Annotated in this window: 11 protein-coding genes; 7 read left to right on the top strand and 4 right to left on the bottom strand. The window is 41.1% G+C overall.

All coding sequences use genetic code 11. From position 1 onward, the window contains the following. Positions 1-41 precede the first annotated feature (41 nt). Both KO534_RS02215 and KO534_RS02210 read left to right on the top strand, forming a co-directional pair. Complete coding sequence (locus KO534_RS02215) at positions 42-3,389, top strand: amidohydrolase family protein (protein ID WP_215926745.1); 3,348 nt, start codon at positions 42-44, stop codon at positions 3,387-3,389. Between the two features lie 81 nt (positions 3,390-3,470). After that, the gene (locus KO534_RS02210) at positions 3,471-4,154 is read left to right on the top strand and encodes a cytochrome b/b6 domain-containing protein (protein WP_215926742.1); all 684 of its coding nucleotides are present in this window, start codon (positions 3,471-3,473) and stop codon (positions 4,152-4,154) included. 41 nt (positions 4,155-4,195) lie between these two features. Here the strand turns inward: KO534_RS02210 and KO534_RS02205 are convergent, their stop codons facing one another. Together KO534_RS02205 and KO534_RS02200 are read right to left on the bottom strand one after the other, a co-directional pair. After that, positions 4,196-4,666, bottom strand: a complete 471-nt coding sequence (locus KO534_RS02205) for a c-type cytochrome (RefSeq protein ID WP_215926740.1) — start codon at positions 4,664-4,666, stop codon at positions 4,196-4,198. A gap of 117 nt (positions 4,667-4,783) precedes the next feature. Further along, positions 4,784-6,217: an alpha/beta fold hydrolase gene (locus KO534_RS02200; protein WP_215926738.1), complete on the bottom strand. Its 1,434-nt coding sequence runs from the start codon at positions 6,215-6,217 to the stop codon at positions 4,784-4,786. A 187-nt stretch (positions 6,218-6,404) separates the two neighbouring features. Between KO534_RS02200 and KO534_RS02195 the strand changes: the two genes are divergently transcribed. The 3 genes from KO534_RS02195 (at position 6,405) to KO534_RS02185 (ending at position 10,639) form a co-directional block, all read left to right on the top strand. Then, positions 6,405-7,421: a GGDEF domain-containing protein gene (locus KO534_RS02195; RefSeq protein ID WP_215926736.1), complete on the top strand. Its 1,017-nt coding sequence runs from the start codon at positions 6,405-6,407 to the stop codon at positions 7,419-7,421. Positions 7,422-7,601: 180 nt separating this feature from the next. After that, positions 7,602-9,692 (top strand): elongation factor G, encoded by a 2,091-nt coding sequence (fusA, locus tag KO534_RS02190; protein WP_215926734.1) that lies wholly within the window; start codon positions 7,602-7,604, stop codon positions 9,690-9,692. A gap of 197 nt (positions 9,693-9,889) precedes the next feature. Continuing rightward, positions 9,890-10,639, top strand: a complete 750-nt coding sequence (locus tag KO534_RS02185) for an FKBP-type peptidyl-prolyl cis-trans isomerase (RefSeq protein WP_215926732.1) — start codon at positions 9,890-9,892, stop codon at positions 10,637-10,639. 477 nt (positions 10,640-11,116) lie between these two features. On the opposite strand, the gene KO534_RS02180 is transcribed toward KO534_RS02185, so the two are convergent. Together KO534_RS02180 and KO534_RS02175 are read right to left on the bottom strand one after the other, a co-directional pair. Next, positions 11,117-11,908: a peptidylprolyl isomerase gene (locus KO534_RS02180; protein ID WP_215926730.1), complete on the bottom strand. Its 792-nt coding sequence runs from the start codon at positions 11,906-11,908 to the stop codon at positions 11,117-11,119. A 181-nt stretch (positions 11,909-12,089) separates the two neighbouring features. Next, positions 12,090-13,142 carry an aldo/keto reductase gene (locus tag KO534_RS02175; protein ID WP_215926728.1) on the bottom strand — a complete coding sequence of 351 codons (1,053 nt, stop codon included), beginning with the start codon at positions 13,140-13,142 and terminating at the stop codon, positions 12,090-12,092. A 294-nt stretch (positions 13,143-13,436) separates the two neighbouring features. Here KO534_RS02175 and KO534_RS02170 point away from each other — a divergent pair, with 294 nt between their 5' ends. Both KO534_RS02170 and KO534_RS02165 read left to right on the top strand, forming a co-directional pair. Beyond that, entirely contained in the window at positions 13,437-14,321 is an 885-nt protein-coding gene (locus KO534_RS02170; RefSeq protein WP_215926726.1) for a response regulator, read from the top strand. 135 nt (positions 14,322-14,456) lie between these two features. After that, positions 14,457-17,336 carry a PKD domain-containing protein gene (locus KO534_RS02165; RefSeq protein WP_215926724.1) on the top strand — a complete coding sequence of 960 codons (2,880 nt, stop codon included), beginning with the start codon at positions 14,457-14,459 and terminating at the stop codon, positions 17,334-17,336. The last annotated feature ends 254 nt before the right edge of the window (positions 17,337-17,590 follow it).

Below are 17,590 nucleotides of genomic sequence, written 5' to 3'. Positions count from 1 at the left end.
TATAAACCCACGAAAGAATCTAAAAAACTAGGGAATTCAATATGTCATCCTTCAACAAAAACCTGCTGCGTGCGGCCGGAATAACCTCTGCATTATGCTTTTCATTTTTGACATTTAGCCAAACCGAACAAGATGAAGAATCATTATCTGCAGAACCAGCGCAACAAAATCAAGACTGGGATGTTCTGAACCCACCTCTTGATTTAGCAACGGTATCTATCGATACAAACAAAACCACTTGGTCTAGCCTAGACGTCGCCCCTGATGGTAAAAGTATAGTGTTTGATATGCTTGGAGATATTTATATCACTGATATAAATGGTGGAAAATCCAAGGCCCTTACTCAAGATTTTGCATGGAATATACACCCTGCCGTTAGCCCCAATGGAGAAAAAATCGCTTTTATCTCAGACCGTGGCGGATTATCTAACCTTTGGGTCATGAACCAAGACGGTACCAACTTGAAACAACTCAGTACCGAAAAGCATAACCTTATCCATTCCCCCAAGTGGAGCCCAGACGGACAATACATAGCAGTAAGCAAAGGAATAATGTCGAGTCGAAGCATCCCAGCTGGAGAAATTTGGCTTTATCATCATAGTGGCGGCGACGGTTTACCGATTAAAAAGCGAGTAAATGGTAAAAAAGATCAAAAAAATATTGCCGACCCCGCTTTCTCACCTGACGGAAAATATTTGTATTTCACCCAAGACATAACTGCTGGAAGCACCTTTAGTTACAATCGTGACCCCTTAAAAGGCATTTTTGCCATTACCCGCTACGAATTAGCAACGGGTGAAGAAGAGCGTTTTGTAAGTGGTACAGGTGGGGCGGTAGTTCCCACTCCCTCTCCAGATGGTAAACACCTTGCATTTATCCGCAGAGTAAAACAGAAAACCGTACTTTTTGTTAAGGATTTAACCACAGGTATGGAAACACCTTTATACATGGATCTCGAACGTGACATGCAAGAGGGTTTTGGCTCTGAGGGTTATTTTGCATATTTTGACTGGACACCCGACTCTAAACATATCGTTTTCTGGACAGCGGGTACTTTCCATAAATTAAACGTTAAAGACTTATCTGTGGCCACAATAGAGGTGAATGTTCAAACTGAACTACGATACGCCGATGCAGTGCGTTTTGATGTAGATGTTGCTCCCGATAATTTCCCTATAAAAATGACACGCTGGGCCCAAAAATCTCCCGATGGAAAAAGCATACTTTTTCAAGCTTTGGGTAAACTTTATGTTAAAGATATTAAGTCAGGTAAAACTAAACGTTTGACTAAACAAAATGATCATGAAGAGCTTTACCCCCGCTATTCCAATGATGGTAAGTCTATCCTCTACACCACGTGGCACGACCAGGAATTAGGCAGTATAAAAATGGTGCGAGCCCGCGGCGGAAAAGGTAAAACATTAACCACCACGCCAGGTCATTACATTTCACCTTCCTTTTCCACCGATGGTAAATTAGTCACTTACAAAAAAGTGACGGGCGGTTACTTACTTAGCCCTGAATATTCTGTCGACCCAGGAGTTTACGTACTCGATCTAAAAAGTAAAATCACTAAACGTATTGCCAAATCTGGCTCCGCCCCTCATTTTTCTGGCGACAATAAACGCGTGTATTTAACCACCTCAGTCCCGGGAAGTAGTTATGCGGAAAGCCAACTTGTGAGCGTCGACTTAAACGGCGAAGATAAACGTGAACATTTGTATGGAGCCAATGAAGTCACGGAGTATCGCCTCTCACACGACAAAAAATGGGTCGCGTTTGTCTATCAATACAATGCCTATATTGCGCCGTTTGTAGATACAGGTAAACGCGTCAAAATTGGCCCGAATATGTCTTCATTGCCTGTTAAACAAATATCGAGCCGCGCTGGAGAATTTCTGACTTGGAGCGCCGATAACCAAGCGGTGAGTTGGTACCACGGTGCAACTTTCTATGAACGCAAATTACAAGATGCCTTTGCGTTTTTAGAAGGCGCGCCAGATAAATTACCAGAGCCAGTCACCGAAGGAATTGATTTATCGTTCCAACATAAATCCGACAAACCATCAGGTTATAAAGCATTAGTAGGTGGCACTGTCGTTACTATGAGAGACGCCAATAGACAACGTGAAGTGATTGAAAATGGCGTAGTGTTAATCCGAGACAATAAAATAATCGAAGTAGGTAAATCAGGAGAAGTATCAATCCCCGATGAAACATTACTGATTGATACTAAAGGAAAAACCATACTACCGGGGCTTATCGATGCCCATGCTCATGGTTCACAGGGCAGTTATGAAATTATACCTCAGCAAAACTGGAGCATGTATTCAAATCTAGCATTTGGGGTAACCACTATTCACGATCCGTCTAATGACACCACAGAAATTTTCTCTGCGGCAGAGTTACAAAAAGCCGGAGAAATCTTGGCGCCTCGCATTTATTCAACCGGTACTATTTTATACGGTGCTGAAGGCTTAGGGTACAAAGCAATTATCAATAGTTACGATGATGCTTTATTTCATATGCAACGATTAAAAGACACGGGTGCTATTTCTGTTAAAAGTTACAATCAACCAAGACGGGATACTCGCCAACAGGTTTTAGCTGCCGCAAAAGCTCTCGGCATGATGGTAGTGCCAGAAGGCGGCGGTAAACTGCAACAAAATATAACAATGTTAGTCGACGGACACACTGGGTTAGAACATTCATTACCTATTGCCAAAGGTTATGATGATTTAACGGCTTTATGGTCAGCAACTAAATTTGGTTACACCCCAACGTTTGTGGTGTCTTATGGTGGCATGATGGGTGAAGAGTACTTTTACGATAAAACCGAAGTCTGGAAAAATCCACGCTTAATGCGCTATACACCTAGCTTTTTAGTAGACAAACGTTCAATACGACGTCCTACCGCACCAGAAAACCAATATAACCATGTCACTGTGGCCGAATATGCGAAAACCTTACGTGATAATGGCGTAAGTGTGCATATAGGCGCACATGGTCAGCGCGAAGGATTAGCTTCTCACTGGGAGTTATGGATAATGAATCAAGGTGGTTTTACACCTTGGGAAGCGCTTAGAGGTGGCACAATAGACGGCGCCACTCATTTAGGAATGGACAAACAAATAGGCAGTATCGAAGTGGGAAAAATCGCCGATTTGATGGTTATCGACGGAGATGTTCTCAAAGATATCACTCGTAGTGAATTTGTTGAATACACGGTTTTAAATGGCCGCGTTTATGAGACTGCAACCATGAATGAAGTGGGTAAGAAAGAGCAACGAAAAGCGTTTTTCTTTGAAAACAACAATCGACTGTTTATGCCCAAAGCAACACAACAAGCCATAGATGCTAAGGCGCAAAAACACCACTGGGTACATTAGGTTGTTTTCAACATGCCTTGGCTCATTCTAGTTAAGGCATGTTGAATTAATAAATTGAATAGACAATGAGAATCTCTAAATATGAAAAGAAACTTAGTTTGGGATATTCCCGTAAGATTATTTCACTGGTTATTAGTGTTGTGCCTATGTGGGCAATGGCTAACAGCTGAAGTTTTGGAAGATGCCATGGATATCCATTTCTATATTGGATATTTTACGTTAGGGCTCATTATATTTCGGCTTATCTGGGGATTTTTGGGGACTAAGTACGCTAAGTTTAGTAGTTTTATTGCAGGTCCTAAAACTATGTTGGCGTATTTAAAAAGCATCGGCTCAAAACAACATACCTTCAGTATCGGTCACAACTCTGTGGGTGGACTGATATTACCTGCGGTGATCATTTTAGTGGGTTTACAAGCCATTAGTGGATTATTTACGTCAGACGACATTTTATATACAGGACCTTATTACGACAGTGCTAGCGACGACTTGCAGCAATGGATGCAGTGGTTACATCACAATATTTTCGATCTGTTGTTGGCTATCATTGGATTACATTTGGTTGCGATTGGATGGTATTTGTTTTTTCTCAAACATAACCTTATAAAACCCATGTTAGACGGTAAAAAAGCAGTCTCAACAAAAGACAGCATTTCACACTCTCAACTTATTAAAGCGATAGTGATCATGTGTTTAGTGGCGGTATTTATATATTGGTTAGTTGAAATAAATCCGCCTCCAATAGATGACGGATATTACTATTAATCAATGGGTTTGCAGTTGTGCTACAAACCCAATAGTCAAGCTTAGTCTGCTTTGTAGTTATCGTGACAACCTTTACAGCTTTTAAAAATCTGCCCAATAGCAGGCTTATATTTACTGGCATCACCAGCTTTAGCTACTTTGTTTAGGTTGCTTGCGGCCAGAGTCAACGCATTTATTTTGTCGTTAAAGTCGGCTTGGTTTTTCCAAACTTTATCCAAGGCTGCGGTTTCAACATCAAAACCAGAGGTATCAGTTGCAAAATAGTCTTGCAACATCAAAGACAACTGTTCGATACGCATTGCATTTGTTTGCATAGCTTCCGCGTCAAATGGGATAGCCCCTTTGTTCATGGCACCTAAAATACCAACATTGCTTTTAACAAGTGTAAAAATGGCTTGTCTAAACTCGGTGACATCTTTGGCGTGTTTAGCCGATTTGGCCGGCTCTGCAACGACAGAAAATGTACTTAACATAGCTGAACCTATTATTATCGCTAACGCTTTTTTCATCATATTGCTTTCTCCAAAAGTTAGGGGTAATTGTATATAGAACGATGATAACTGTTTTTTGTTTTGCATTCCTATTATTTACGAACAACAACCTTGTAGATTGATAATTGCCGATATTATTTACCTCAGATTGTAACTATTTCCCTGTGACATTCCGTGTAGATACTGAAATTTATCATTGTGGTATTGGCGGCTCACTGACAGATAAATAAGTGAATCAGACACCACCTGAATCGGGCGAGTTACACCTGTGAATTCGGAGCCTGCCGCATCAAGGGTACTGCCGGCCACTCTCAATGCTGTTTCTCCTTGTAATTGCACGTTAGTCATAGTGACAAAAGAGTCAATCACTTCCATAGTTAAACTGTCTGACTTAGCAACAACCTGCTGCATAGTGACGTCTGAGTTCTCAATATAAATTTGCTCGGCATAGAGGTCTGTTAAGTTAATATATCTACAGCCACTGATATAAACAAAGGCATAATGTCCACTGTATGACCGTTCATTTTGGTTATTACATGTAAGAGTAGGTAATTTCTCAGTTTCTAGAGTATTTGAGTGTGGTGTCTTGAAAGGAGGATTATTTAATGCGTAATTTAGTTTGCGCATAAATTCCGCAGGCTTATCCTTCATTGGCACATGCCCAGCCTCGTGAATAACATTTAACTCAGCATGGATTATTTGAGACTGGAGTATTTCTCCCGTTCTAAGAGGTGCAACTCGATCAAATTCACCCCAAATAATATGCGTAGGCACCACAAGACTATCTATGGCCTCAGAAAAATCCTCGTTTATAAGTCCAAGGGCCGCATTCAAAGTAGGGCGATCCTTATATACATATTGCTGCGCATATTCATTTTGTAGCAATACTTGCGTAGGGTCGGGTAATCGGTCTAAGCGATTTAGCACAGAACCGCTAACTCTATCAATAAAGCGATTAAACCTGCTGACTGCTGTATCGACAAAATCAAACTGCTGTTGATATCTTGCTAACCATTCATAACGATCTGGCATTTGAGTCATGTGCCGCACAAATACTGAGCGATGTAGCACCCCAGCAGTATCTACCATGACTAAGCGCTCGACCATTTCGGGAAACTGTGACGCAAAGCGTAAACTGATTGCCGCGCCCATAGAATGACCAATGAGTATTGCTTTTTGAGAGGAAAACTGCGGAATCAGCCACTTAAGCAACTGTGCATAACGTCGCGGGGCAAGCTGCAACGAGGTAGGATCTGACTCCCCAAATCCGGGCAAGTCCAAGGCGATGACATGATACTCAGACTCAAGTTGTGGAATGACATCCGACCAATCACGTAAACCACTGTATCCTAGACCGTGCACTAGGATAATGGTTTCTTTATGTTTTTTCCCCGTTTCGACTACATGAACTTCACCGTCAAAAACGGGCTCATTGATTCGCGACTGTTGCCAATGAGATGGCAGAGGCTGCAATGTTGTTGATTGTACAACTTCTTCGCTATCTTTTTTGTCCTGTGCATAGCTGCTAGTGGCAATAAAAAAGTAAATAAATACAACTATATAATGGCGCATAAAACAATCATACCAGTAGCAGAATAGATGACTTTTAAATTAAAGATGAGTTAGTATCATGTCAAGTTAAGCGATTGTTAATCAACATCTAAGCGTGACTAGGACAACACTTAATATTGAGCGCGTAAACCTATATCCTGAGATATATTAATGGTTCTAAAAATACTAGAGATAAAGGACTTATTTAATGGCAGACAACAATTTAGAAAAATCTTTCGCTACTCTAAAACAAACTATTCCACTTTTGCTGAAACATAAAATTTCTGCCATCCCCACCAATTATGCACTTTGGTATACCTATGTTGCTAATGAATCGCCCGAGTTAAAAACAGCAATCGATTATGTAATAGATAACAAATTACAGCTCTCAGAAACTAAAACCAAGGAGCTGTATCGTAGTTATTTAGCAGAAACTGAAGAAGTGACAGCTTGGGAGTTACGACAATCGGTGGAAGCTATGCTTATTGAGTTATCTCAATCGTTACAAGATACACGCTCGGAAACCATTAGTTTTAAGGAATCGATGGACACTTGTGTTGATGGCCTTGCGAAAGTAGAAAGAGAGGGATTGTCGGTTAAAGAAGTTATGGCCTTAGTACGTAATTTAGTAAGAGATACACAAAACATCAGGCGCAGTACCATCGGATTTAATAAAGCCTTAACCGAGGCACAAAAAGAAATTACAGCATTACGAGGTCAACTTGAGCAAAGTAAACAAGAGGCTTTATACGACGCACTCACGGGACTATGCAATCGCCGTTATTTTGATGAAGAGCTCGCGACTCAATCTTTACAGCCCAATTTATGTTTATTATTAGTTGATCTCGACCACTTCAAAAAAATCAATGACAACTACGGCCATGTTATGGGTGACTTAGTATTAAAAGCGACGGCAAAAAAACTACAAGCCACTTGTAGAGACGGTGCTCAAGCGTTTCGTTTTGGTGGTGAAGAGTTTGCTATTATTGTCCCAAATTCAGATCTAGCGAAAGCAAGACGTTTAGCCGAATCAATGCGTAAAGCCATTGAAAAAATAGGGGTGAAAGACAAGCGTAGTGGCGAGGTATTAGGCGACATCGCAGCCTCAATTGGCGTAGCTGAACTGACAACAGGAATGAATCCTCTGGCACTTATAGAAAAAGCCGACAAACAACTTTATGAAGCCAAACGATTGGGGCGTAATCGCGTTATGCCAATGACGTAAAGATTCTTGCCAGTTTTCAATTGCAGAAAAGACCGTAATTTCTGCATATTTTCGCCCTAATAAACCCTATTACAAGTGAGTTATTCCAATTAGCTGATTTTTATACAAAAGAAATTCGGCATCTAGTCAAAATATCTTGTATAATCCCGCGCAAATTTTACTCAGACTGAAGTTGGAACAATGACAGATTTAGCAAAGTACAGAAATATAGGTATTTTTGCCCACGTTGACGCGGGTAAAACAACTACTACAGAACGAATCCTTAAACTTACTGGTCAAATTCATAAGACTGGTGAAGTACATGACGGTGAATCTACTACCGATTTCATGGAACAAGAAGCCGAGCGCGGAATTACTATCCAATCAGCAGCCGTTAGCTGTTTTTGGGACGACCACCGCTTTAACGTTATCGATACTCCTGGGCACGTTGACTTCACAGTTGAAGTTTATCGCTCACTTAAAGTACTAGATGGCGGTATCGGTGTATTCTGTGGTTCTGGTGGTGTTGAACCACAATCAGAAACTAACTGGCGTTATGCGAATGACTCAGAAGTCGCACGTATTATCTTCGTAAACAAATTAGACCGTATGGGTGCTGATTTTTACCGCGTAGTTAAACAAACTAAAGACGTACTAGCTGCTAACCCACTAGTAATGGTTCTACCTATCGGAATCGAAGATGATTTCGTAGGTGTAGTTGACTTGCTAACTCGCAAAGCATATATCTGGGATGACACTGGTCTTCCAGAAAACTACAAAATTGAAGATGTGCCTGCGGACATGGTCGATAAAGTAGAAGAGTATCGTGAAATGTTAGTCGAAACTGCTGTAGAGCAAGACGATGACCTAATGATGGCTTACATGGAAGGCGAAGAGCCGTCTATTGAAGAAATTAAACGTTGTATCCGTAAAGGTACGCGTACTATGGACTTCTTCCCAACCTATTGCGGTTCGGCGTTCAAAAACAAAGGTATACAACTTATCTTAGATGCAGTGGTTGACTACTTACCTTCACCAACAGAAGTTGATCCTCAACCTCTTACCGATGAAGAAGGTGAACCAACTGGCAAATTCGCACTTGTTGATCCTAAAGAAACCTTTAAAGCCTTGGCCTTTAAAATCACCGATGACCGTTTTGGTGCACTAACTTTCGTGCGTATCTACTCAGGTACACTTAAGAAAGGTGACACAATATTGAACGCTGCGACTGGTAAAACAGAGCGTATTGGACGTATGTGTGAAATGCAAGCTGACGACCGTAATGAACTTTCTTCGGCTCAAGCCGGTGACATTATCGCGATCGTAGGTATGAAGAGTAACGTTCAAACGGGCCACACTTTGTGTGATCCTAAAGATCCAATCATCCTTGAAGCTATGGTATTCCCAGAGCCAGTAATCTCTATATCGGTAACACCGAAAGATAAAGGTTCAACTGAAAAAATGGGTATCGCTATTGGTAAAATGGTAGCTGAAGATCCTACTTTCCGCGTTGAAACTGACCAAGATTCAGGTGAAACCATCCTTTCAGGAATGGGTGAGCTTCACTTAGATATCAAAGTAGACATCCTTAAGCGTACTTACGGTGTTGACTTAGTTGTAGGTGAACCTCAAGTGGCTTACCGTGAAACTATCACGCAAGAAGTTGAAGATTCTTATACCCATAAGAAACAGTCTGGTGGTTCTGGTCAATTCGGTAAAATCGACTACCGTATCAAGCCTGGAGAGCCAAATTCTGGTTTTACTTTCACCTCAACAGTAGTTGGTGGTAACGTACCTAAAGAATTCTTCCCAGCTATCGAAAAAGGTTTTGCTGGCATGATGGATACAGGTGTTCTAGCTGGCTTCCCAGTATTAGACGTTGAAGTTGAGTTATTCGACGGTGGATTCCACGCAGTTGATTCATCAGCCGTTGCCTTTGAAATTGCTGCTAAAGGCGCGTTCCGTCAATCAATTCCTAAGGCTGGTCCTCAGTTAATTGAACCAATCATGAAAGTTGACGTATTTACGCCAGACGATCACGTTGGTGACGTTATTGGTGACTTAAACCGTCGTCGTGGCATGATAAAAGATCAAGAAGCTGCCGCTACAGGTGTGCGTGTTAAAGCTGATATCCCACTTGCAGAAATGTTTGGTTATATCGGAAGCTTACGTACTATGACTTCTGGTCGTGGTCAGTTCTCAATGGAATTCTCTCATTACAATCCTTGTCCACAAAATGTGTCAGAGAAAGTAATTGCAGAAACCAAAGAACGTGAAGCTGCTAAGAAGTAAATTATTTAATTGATTTAAAAAGCCCTATTAATATGAATTAATGGGGCTTTTTTGATCTTATCTTCCCTTTAGGCTTGAATACTGTGACTCGGCACCATATGGTAGCTATGACATAAATAATTCTGCTCTTTATGATTTTAAATTAATAGGTCAGTTTATCTACACCCATTAATCCCATCCCAAAATAGGAAAAATACATGAAATTAAACACTCTTGCTTTTTTGACGGCATCTTCTTTATTTTTAGCTGCATGTGGCAATGACAAAACAACACCAGAATCTAAAACAGCAGAAGCTCCAGAGGTTGCAGGCGATGCTGCAACTGATAGCGCTTTAACTACTCTTGAGCAGAAACTGAGTTATATAGTAGGAACAAACTTAGCCGGTCAATTTAAGAATGATGAACTTTCTTTGGATGTGGATGCCTTCGTTTTGGCAGTTAATGATGTAATGTCAGGTGCAGATCCACGCTTAACTCAAGAACAAATTCAAGAAGCAGTAGCAACGGTACAGAAACAAGCCCAAGAGAAACAACTACTTGCACAACAAGAAGCCAGCGCTAAAAATAAAGCGGATGGGCAGGCCTATCTTGAAGCAAACGCTAAAAAAGAAGGCGTAGTGGTAACAGAAAGTGGTTTACAATATAAAGAAATCGTAGCCGGTGATGGTGAAATGCCAACTTCAGATAAAACTGTTGTGGTGCATTATTCTGGTACGTTGACTGACGGCACTGAATTTGACAGCTCTTACAAAAGAGGCCAACCCGCTGAATTCCCAGTGACAGGCGTAATTAAAGGTTGGGTAGAAGCCCTACAATTAATGAATGTAGGTGACAAGTTTGAACTAGCTATTCCATCTGATCTAGCTTATGGAGCAAAAGGTAGCGGTCCAACTATAGGTCCTGATGCTACTTTGTTATTTGAAGTTGAGCTAATCGAAATAAAATAACATATTAACTGCAAGCCTTGCCTGTATTTGTGTGAGGCTTGCAGTTTGATAAAACTGCGATATCAACATGTAAATCCCTACCCTGAGTTCTTCAAAAATACCTTAGACACACCCAACCCGTTAATAGAAGATGCCGTTAAGGTGGGAGGAGACCATCACATCAGGTTAGTTAGCAATCTTTGTTTTCTTAAATTTATCAGGAATGATGTCGTAGCTCGACTAAACAGGCCAAGCGACTATAAGGGTTTTGAAGCATTTTATTAGCCGCTCTGAATCACAAAGCGGTGTTGGCTATTAACGAATCGTTTTGACGTGATAGCGCGCTCTAACGACTTGTAAGCACACCATTAAACATTCTATTACTACCTTTTTATGACGTCGCTAGAGGCCGTAAAAGGGCAGCTACACTGCCCGCGAACGATACATGCCGCACTCTTGTCGCTGCAACATATTAAGCGTGAAGAGTAACCGCGTTAATTACAACTTCAGTCGTCTATTTCTATAAACCATTGCGAGACCTAGCAACAATAACCAGCCAAAAGCGCCACCACCGGAACCTGAATCACCACTACCATTGGTCGCTGTAATTAGAGTATTAGCCGCTGGGTTGAGGTTGGCAGCCGTAGCGGCTTGTGCATCAATGACAACTATGTCGGAAATGATCACCAAATTTTCATCGGTAATGGCTTCATCATTATCAACGTCTGCTTGCGTATAGTTTCGGATCGGTAGATCACTAAAAGCGCCGCCAGCATTCATCAAACTTAATTCAGCAATAGCATCGATTACTTGCATTCCCTCGTCTGTTACTTGCCCAAACACCGTAAAACCGCTATTTTGCAAATCTAAATTTGCGCTATTATCTGACAAGTTAATGAACCATTCTGAAGTCGCACTGTTCGCTTGATTGCTTAATTTCGCCATAGCGATCGTGCCACGAACGTTAGACAACTTGGGTTCGTTGACAACCGAACTACCTTTTTCGATTTCGTCGAGGGCGAAACTACCGGTTATTGGCCCATTGTATTGGTATCCACCTGCTTGCACGATAAATCCACCTACAGATCTATGCACTACGTTATTAAAGTAGGCGCCAGAATTAACGTAACTTAAAAAATTATCGACTGTGGCAGGGGTTGTATTATCAAACAAATTCACTTCAACCACACCAAGTGAGGTACGTATTTCTACTATTGTGCTGTGTACATTAAACGACAACAGAGCAAATAAAGCGGTAGCAAAAACAAAGGGGTTGTTTTTAAAAATCATAATTAGAGATGTCTTCTTTTGTTACTGTTCGTAGCATTAGAATAAAATAGATCTACGGCATTACAAAGCTATCACTTGCATCAATTTGTAATTGCGCACTGCGACCGCTTAACCATGGATAGCTACCTATAACACCTCAGAATTCGAATATCAAAACAACGGGGTGTTATAGGTCTAAAGCTTAAAATGGAACTGGATATTCCCTAAACACTTGCCCAACAGCAGATACAAGTTCCTGTGATAGTGGGTTGCTAAAAGCGGCAATGTTTTCTTTTAATTGCACCATATTGGTGGCACCAATTATTGTTGAAGTGACGCCATCCACTTGATCACACCAAGCTAAAGCAAGTTGCGAAGGCGTGAGTTTATAAGTTTTCGCTAGATCTACATACCTTGCAGTAGCCCCATGAGTAGCGGGCGTATCACGGAAAATGCCATTTCTTTGTTCAAAGGTCCAACGGCTACCTTTGGGCAAGTTACCTTGTAAATACTTGCCACTTAATACCCCACCCGCTAATGGGGACCAAGGCAAGTAGGCTAAGTCTTCACGGACACAATTCTCGATTAAATACGGCCAATCTTTGGCATGTAATAAACTGAATTCGTTTTGAACCGATACCATTCTTGGTAAGGCATATTGTTGACTTAACTTCAGATAAGCATTGATGCCCCAAGGCGTTTCATTTGATAAGCCACAAAAACGAATTTTTCCTGCTTTCACACAACTATCAAGGGCTTGTAAGATCTCCAACATGCCGTTGGTTTCTTGCTCAGTCTCAACGCTAGAAAACTTGACTTTTCCCGGCCAATGTTTGGAAAAATGCGGAGAAAGACGGTTTGGCCAATGCAATTGGAATAGGTCAATATAACTAGTTTGTAAGCGCTTTAGTGAAGCATCAACCGCTTCGATAACACTTTCACCTGTAATTTTTGAGCCACCTCGAATGTAAGGCAATCCAGGACCCACTATTTTACTGGCGAGTATTAAATCCTTTCGTCGAGTCGGATTCTGAGCGAGCCAGTTTCCAATTATGGTTTCAGTTCCACCATATTTATCCTCGGAAGGTGGAACTGGGTATAGCTCAGCTGTATCAATAAAATTTACGCCTTGGTTTAAGGCGTATTCGATTTGTTCATTTGCTTCTACTTGCGAATTTTGTAATCCCCAAGTCATACTACCTAAGCACACTCTCGAGACTTTTACCCCACTACTACCTAGCACGCTATATTGCATGTTTACCTTCCTAATAAGATGATTAATTGACACTTAGAAGCGTTGCATCTCTTCTGAGTCTAAAATTTTATTTAAGCCTTTTATTAAAAATATGGCTAGCAACCTTGCGCCATTATTTTGCTTGACCCGTTAGTCTTTGCCAATAACATTAAACAACACACGAAAATCAGTCTGCCGCTTTGAAAAAACTAACTATTGGTCAACAACTCGACATCAATTCATATGCTTTGTAGTGCATTAGATCTGATTAAAGTTTAGGGCTATGATGGTATTACCCCTTAAGCGTTAATTAATATGATATATCAAATTGCTTGTTTTGAAATCAATACTCTGAGTAAACAGTTAAGCATTCACAACAAAGTAGTGAAGGCAGACCAACGCTTGCCTGACTTGTTCATTGAACTAGTTAATCATTACCCCAATCATTGCAGCAAAAGTGCACTTATTGAAACACTCTGGCCTGATACTGTAGTGTCTGATTGGTCTATTTCTAAATTAGTGTCAGAAGCTCGACAACTTTTTAAACAATATGGTTATCAGCAAGAAGTGATTCAAACCTTACATGGTCGAGGATATCGTTTAGCTAGCGACCTAGGAGACCAAATTGTAAAAATAGAAGCGCAACCTGTGCAAACTAAAATTAAACATACACCAGCCCTACCATTTATGATGAGTACACAAGGAAAATGGACATTATTTGCAGGTTTAATGTTGATATGTGGCGTAGCTTGGCTTTTAGTTAGCAATCAGCCGCAACCATTACAAAAAAGTGAACCAGTAGATTCGATTGGACGTCTTCTATGGGTAGACGATAACCCTCATAACAATCTTACTGAGAAACGTTATCTAGAAAAGCAAAACATCACTGTTTATCAAGTTAATAGCACTGAGGAAGCACTCACCAGCCTTGAGCTGTATGAATTTGATGTCATTATTTCTGATATGGGTCGCGATGGCGAAGTATTAGCCGGGCTCAACTTGCTTAAATCTCTACGGGAGAAAAATAACCACACCCCTTTTTTGTTTTACACCATAGTGCTTACCCAAACTCAGCAGAACATTATTGAGCAATACCAAGGTCAGGGGGTCGCAGTCGAAGCCCAGAAACTTTACCAATTAGTTTTGCCGTTTTTTGAAAACGAGCCAAAAACCGCTGCCACTTTCAATATAAGCGGTTGATTTAACTTACTTTCACAACTTTTCAAAAGCTTTCAAAAACAAATCTATCAAGCTGACTTATATCTTTAAGTGCCATCTGGAATGGCCATTTGGCGTTTAATTAATTTCAAGTTAAGGCTTGTTTGGAAGGATTTCATGAAAGCTAAAAAACATCTACTCATTAGGCTAGTCGTTATCGCCTTTTTTATTTCTTTATTAGCCTGTGGGAGCAGTGATAACGACAGCTCGCTCTCTGAAAACAGCAATATTCCCCCTATTGCCAATGCAGGTAGTAATCAAAGTGTCGATAAAGCGGTGTTAGTCACTCTAGATGCCAGCGCAAGTAACGATTCTGATGGCACTATTGTGAGTTATCAATGGAGCCAAAGTGCTGGTACTGCAGTAGCCCTATCTGATAACTCTGTAGTTTCACCAACCTTTACCTCACCAACCTTAAACGCGTTAGAAACCCTCATGTTTCAAGTCACCATTAGCGACAATGATGGTGCAACAGCTACTGCCACAACAGAAGTCGTAGTTAACCCAGTGAAGGGCAACGAAGTAGCCACGGCATTGCTAGAAGATTCACTTTTGATCAATGAATTGTATTTTGAATATCAGCAGCGTTTAGGCGACAAAGTCTGGGTGATGGGTTACTTCGGCAACACCGATATCAATGAAGATGGTGACGCATTTTTAGTGGATAACGTGCTGCGCTTAGAAGTCGATGAAGCCTTTCCTCATCACACTTTTTTACGTCTTGATGGGGTGTTGCCGCCTGATTCTTGGCAAGGTGATATGATTATGGTTTACGGAGAAATTAAAGATTACGCCACAGAATCGGGCGAAATGTCTATACAACCAACACCTTTAATTACAGTTGAAAAGTATTCATTACTTAAACCCTTTGAGCAAAATAATTCATGGGACAATATCTTCTTAAAGTTTAACTTATCCCCTGAAAATTCACCAAAAACATCCGACTTACAGCACAATTACCCGGAAAGTGACTTATTTGCCACATTACCGACACCTCAATTTAAAACCCAATTAACCGGCACACAAGCGCAGGATTGTGATCGTGCTGTGATCATCAGTGGGGGGGTAGATAAGTCCAACAATCACAAACGTTATGAAAACAATGTGGTCGCCAAGTTCAATAAAATGAAAGACTTAGGGTTTACAGATGAGCAAATAGAAGTATTTTATAACGACGGTGGCGAGATATCAGTTAACGGTAGCAATATAGTTGACCAAAAAACCACAAACGAAGAAATCAAAGCGCATTTTGAAAAGCTTGCCAATGACATGCCTGGTAGTTGCACCTTAACCATATTTGTCACCGACCATGGCATAGGAAATAACCAACAACAAGGATATGTAGGTGCGCGTCCTGCTTTTTCAGGGGACGAAGCCAACAATGGTAAATTGCATGATGAAAATACTTTTACGTTTGATGCAAGGACTAAAACCCGAGTTATCTCTGACTCCTTTGTGTTTCAAGAACAAACTTGGCTCATTAAGAAAGATGAAACAGGCAATGTCTTTGTCTATAAATGGAATGGAGAGCAGTGGATATACCGCGGTGAAAACTCTAATGGCGACAATATAGTAAGTGAAACCGAGTTAGGCGGTTTAGATATTAACGGTGACGGTGATACCACAGATAGCGATTGGGGTATTCCGGTCTCTTGGTTAATCGACCGCTCGCTTGGCGATAGAGTCTATTATAGCAACAGTTGGGATACCGATGGTGATGGCAAAAACGATGTGCTACTCCGCTGGGACGGTGAGCGTTATGTAGCAGAGCGCTTAGTTGGCGAAGCATGGCAAGAAATGGGCCGCGATATTAACGGCGATTATTTTATCGATATCATTGACGGCGGTGTCGACTGGAATTTGGATGGCGATAAAACCGATCAAATAGCTTTCCACGAAGGTATCAATCTTTGGGGCAAAGAAGTGCTGTGGGACGATGCTTTTAGAGATTTGCTGAAACCTTTATCTGATGGTGGTGTACACATCATGATGGAAATGGTCTCGTGCTTCAGTGGTGGGTTTGTACCCAATGTGAAAGACTTGGTAGAAAACATCTACACCGGCTCAAGCGAAGATACCAAACACTTTAACCGACTCGGTGCAGATGGAAAATATTTCGCTACTGATGAAATGACATTCTTAGACAATCTAGTCGGTATAGATACCGATAGTTGGAACGCCGCTGCTGAGGCCGCTACTGCCGCTGACGACAAACTAGCTGAAGAACAAGAAGCCACAAAAAATATTCATGTTCACGAACAAACTACACGCTTTGCTACCAATAGCTTGTATCAACTAAAAGGCGACGGTCAGTATCAAATTTTGTTAGATTTACCCGATGATTTGGTGGGGCAAATATATGATTTTGAATTTATATTAGGCTTACAAAAACCACGCTGGATCGATTTTACATTTCCTGAGGGCTTACCTGAAGGCTTACAAATTGAAGATATACCAGGCGGTGTTCGGGTATTTAGTGACAATCCAATTAAAGATGAACTGATATTCACAATTGCCCCCCAAGGCATTAACCCTGAATCACATATTCGTATTGAGTATACAGATGCTGAACATAAACGCTTAGGTTATACCGTGGCAGAATCAGGCTCATTTGAAACGCTAGCTGAACAAATTAGTTTTGCTCCTGAAGAAACCAAAGTCTGTGTCAACCACACAGACCACGGTAAAAACTCACCCAGTATTATGGAATGGTTGTTAGCGGCAAACATCTTAGATAAATCAGAATTTATTGATATTGCGTTAACTATTGCCATTACCACCCCAGACGGTTCTGTAGTGGAAGAAGAAATCGTATTAAATGCACAAGGCCTAATGTATTTATTCCTAAATATATTTACCTATGGGGATTATAGTATTGAAGTGATTGGTGCTAGGCACGTACCCAGCGAGGCGGTATTGGAATTAGCCGGGCAATTGTTATTCGCATTTACAGTTACAGCAGAAGAAACCAATAAGGATCAATGTGAACCAGACTAATTATTAAGATATTTTAGACATAAAAAAGGTCACCGAGGTGACCTTTCTTGTATTAGCTTATTGGGCTAATTATAGGATTTTAGCTACTACGCCAGCACCTACTGGCCACGTTACTCCGGGCTTCCTGCCCTTCGCCCTTCGGGCCATCGTCAAAAGCGACGATGTTCTATTTTGCTCCCGGCAAAATAGTCACGGAAGTATCCCCTTGGGGCCGCACAATAGGAACTGGCGCCATTAAAAAAAGGCCACCGAGG

The organism is Paraglaciecola arctica (assembly GCF_018861065.1).
Taxonomy (GTDB): Bacteria; Pseudomonadota; Gammaproteobacteria; order Enterobacterales; family Alteromonadaceae; genus Paraglaciecola; species Paraglaciecola arctica_B.
Note: the sequence above shows the minus strand (reverse complement) of the source record. Positions and strands in the feature narration are given on the sequence as shown.

What these genes read in the sequence shown, in the direction of transcription:
- KO534_RS02185 (WP_215926732.1), top strand. Translation starts at nt 9,890, where the DNA reads ATGAAATTAAACACTCTTGCTTTTTTGACGGCATCTTCTTTATTTTTA.
- fusA (WP_215926734.1), top strand. Translation starts at nt 7,602, where the DNA reads ATGACAGATTTAGCAAAGTACAGAAATATAGGTATTTTTGCCCACGTT.
- KO534_RS02180 (WP_215926730.1), bottom strand. Translation starts at nt 11,908, where the DNA reads ATGATTTTTAAAAACAACCCCTTTGTTTTTGCTACCGCTTTATTTGCT.
- KO534_RS02195 (WP_215926736.1), top strand. Translation starts at nt 6,405, where the DNA reads ATGGCAGACAACAATTTAGAAAAATCTTTCGCTACTCTAAAACAAACT.
- KO534_RS02165 (WP_215926724.1), top strand. Translation starts at nt 14,457, where the DNA reads ATGAAAGCTAAAAAACATCTACTCATTAGGCTAGTCGTTATCGCCTTT.
- KO534_RS02175 (WP_215926728.1), bottom strand. Translation starts at nt 13,142, where the DNA reads ATGCAATATAGCGTGCTAGGTAGTAGTGGGGTAAAAGTCTCGAGAGTG.
- KO534_RS02210 (WP_215926742.1), top strand. Translation starts at nt 3,471, where the DNA reads ATGAAAAGAAACTTAGTTTGGGATATTCCCGTAAGATTATTTCACTGG.
- KO534_RS02170 (WP_215926726.1), top strand. Translation starts at nt 13,437, where the DNA reads ATGATATATCAAATTGCTTGTTTTGAAATCAATACTCTGAGTAAACAG.
- KO534_RS02205 (WP_215926740.1), bottom strand. Translation starts at nt 4,666, where the DNA reads ATGATGAAAAAAGCGTTAGCGATAATAATAGGTTCAGCTATGTTAAGT.
- KO534_RS02200 (WP_215926738.1), bottom strand. Translation starts at nt 6,217, where the DNA reads ATGCGCCATTATATAGTTGTATTTATTTACTTTTTTATTGCCACTAGC.
- KO534_RS02215 (WP_215926745.1), top strand. Translation starts at nt 42, where the DNA reads ATGTCATCCTTCAACAAAAACCTGCTGCGTGCGGCCGGAATAACCTCT.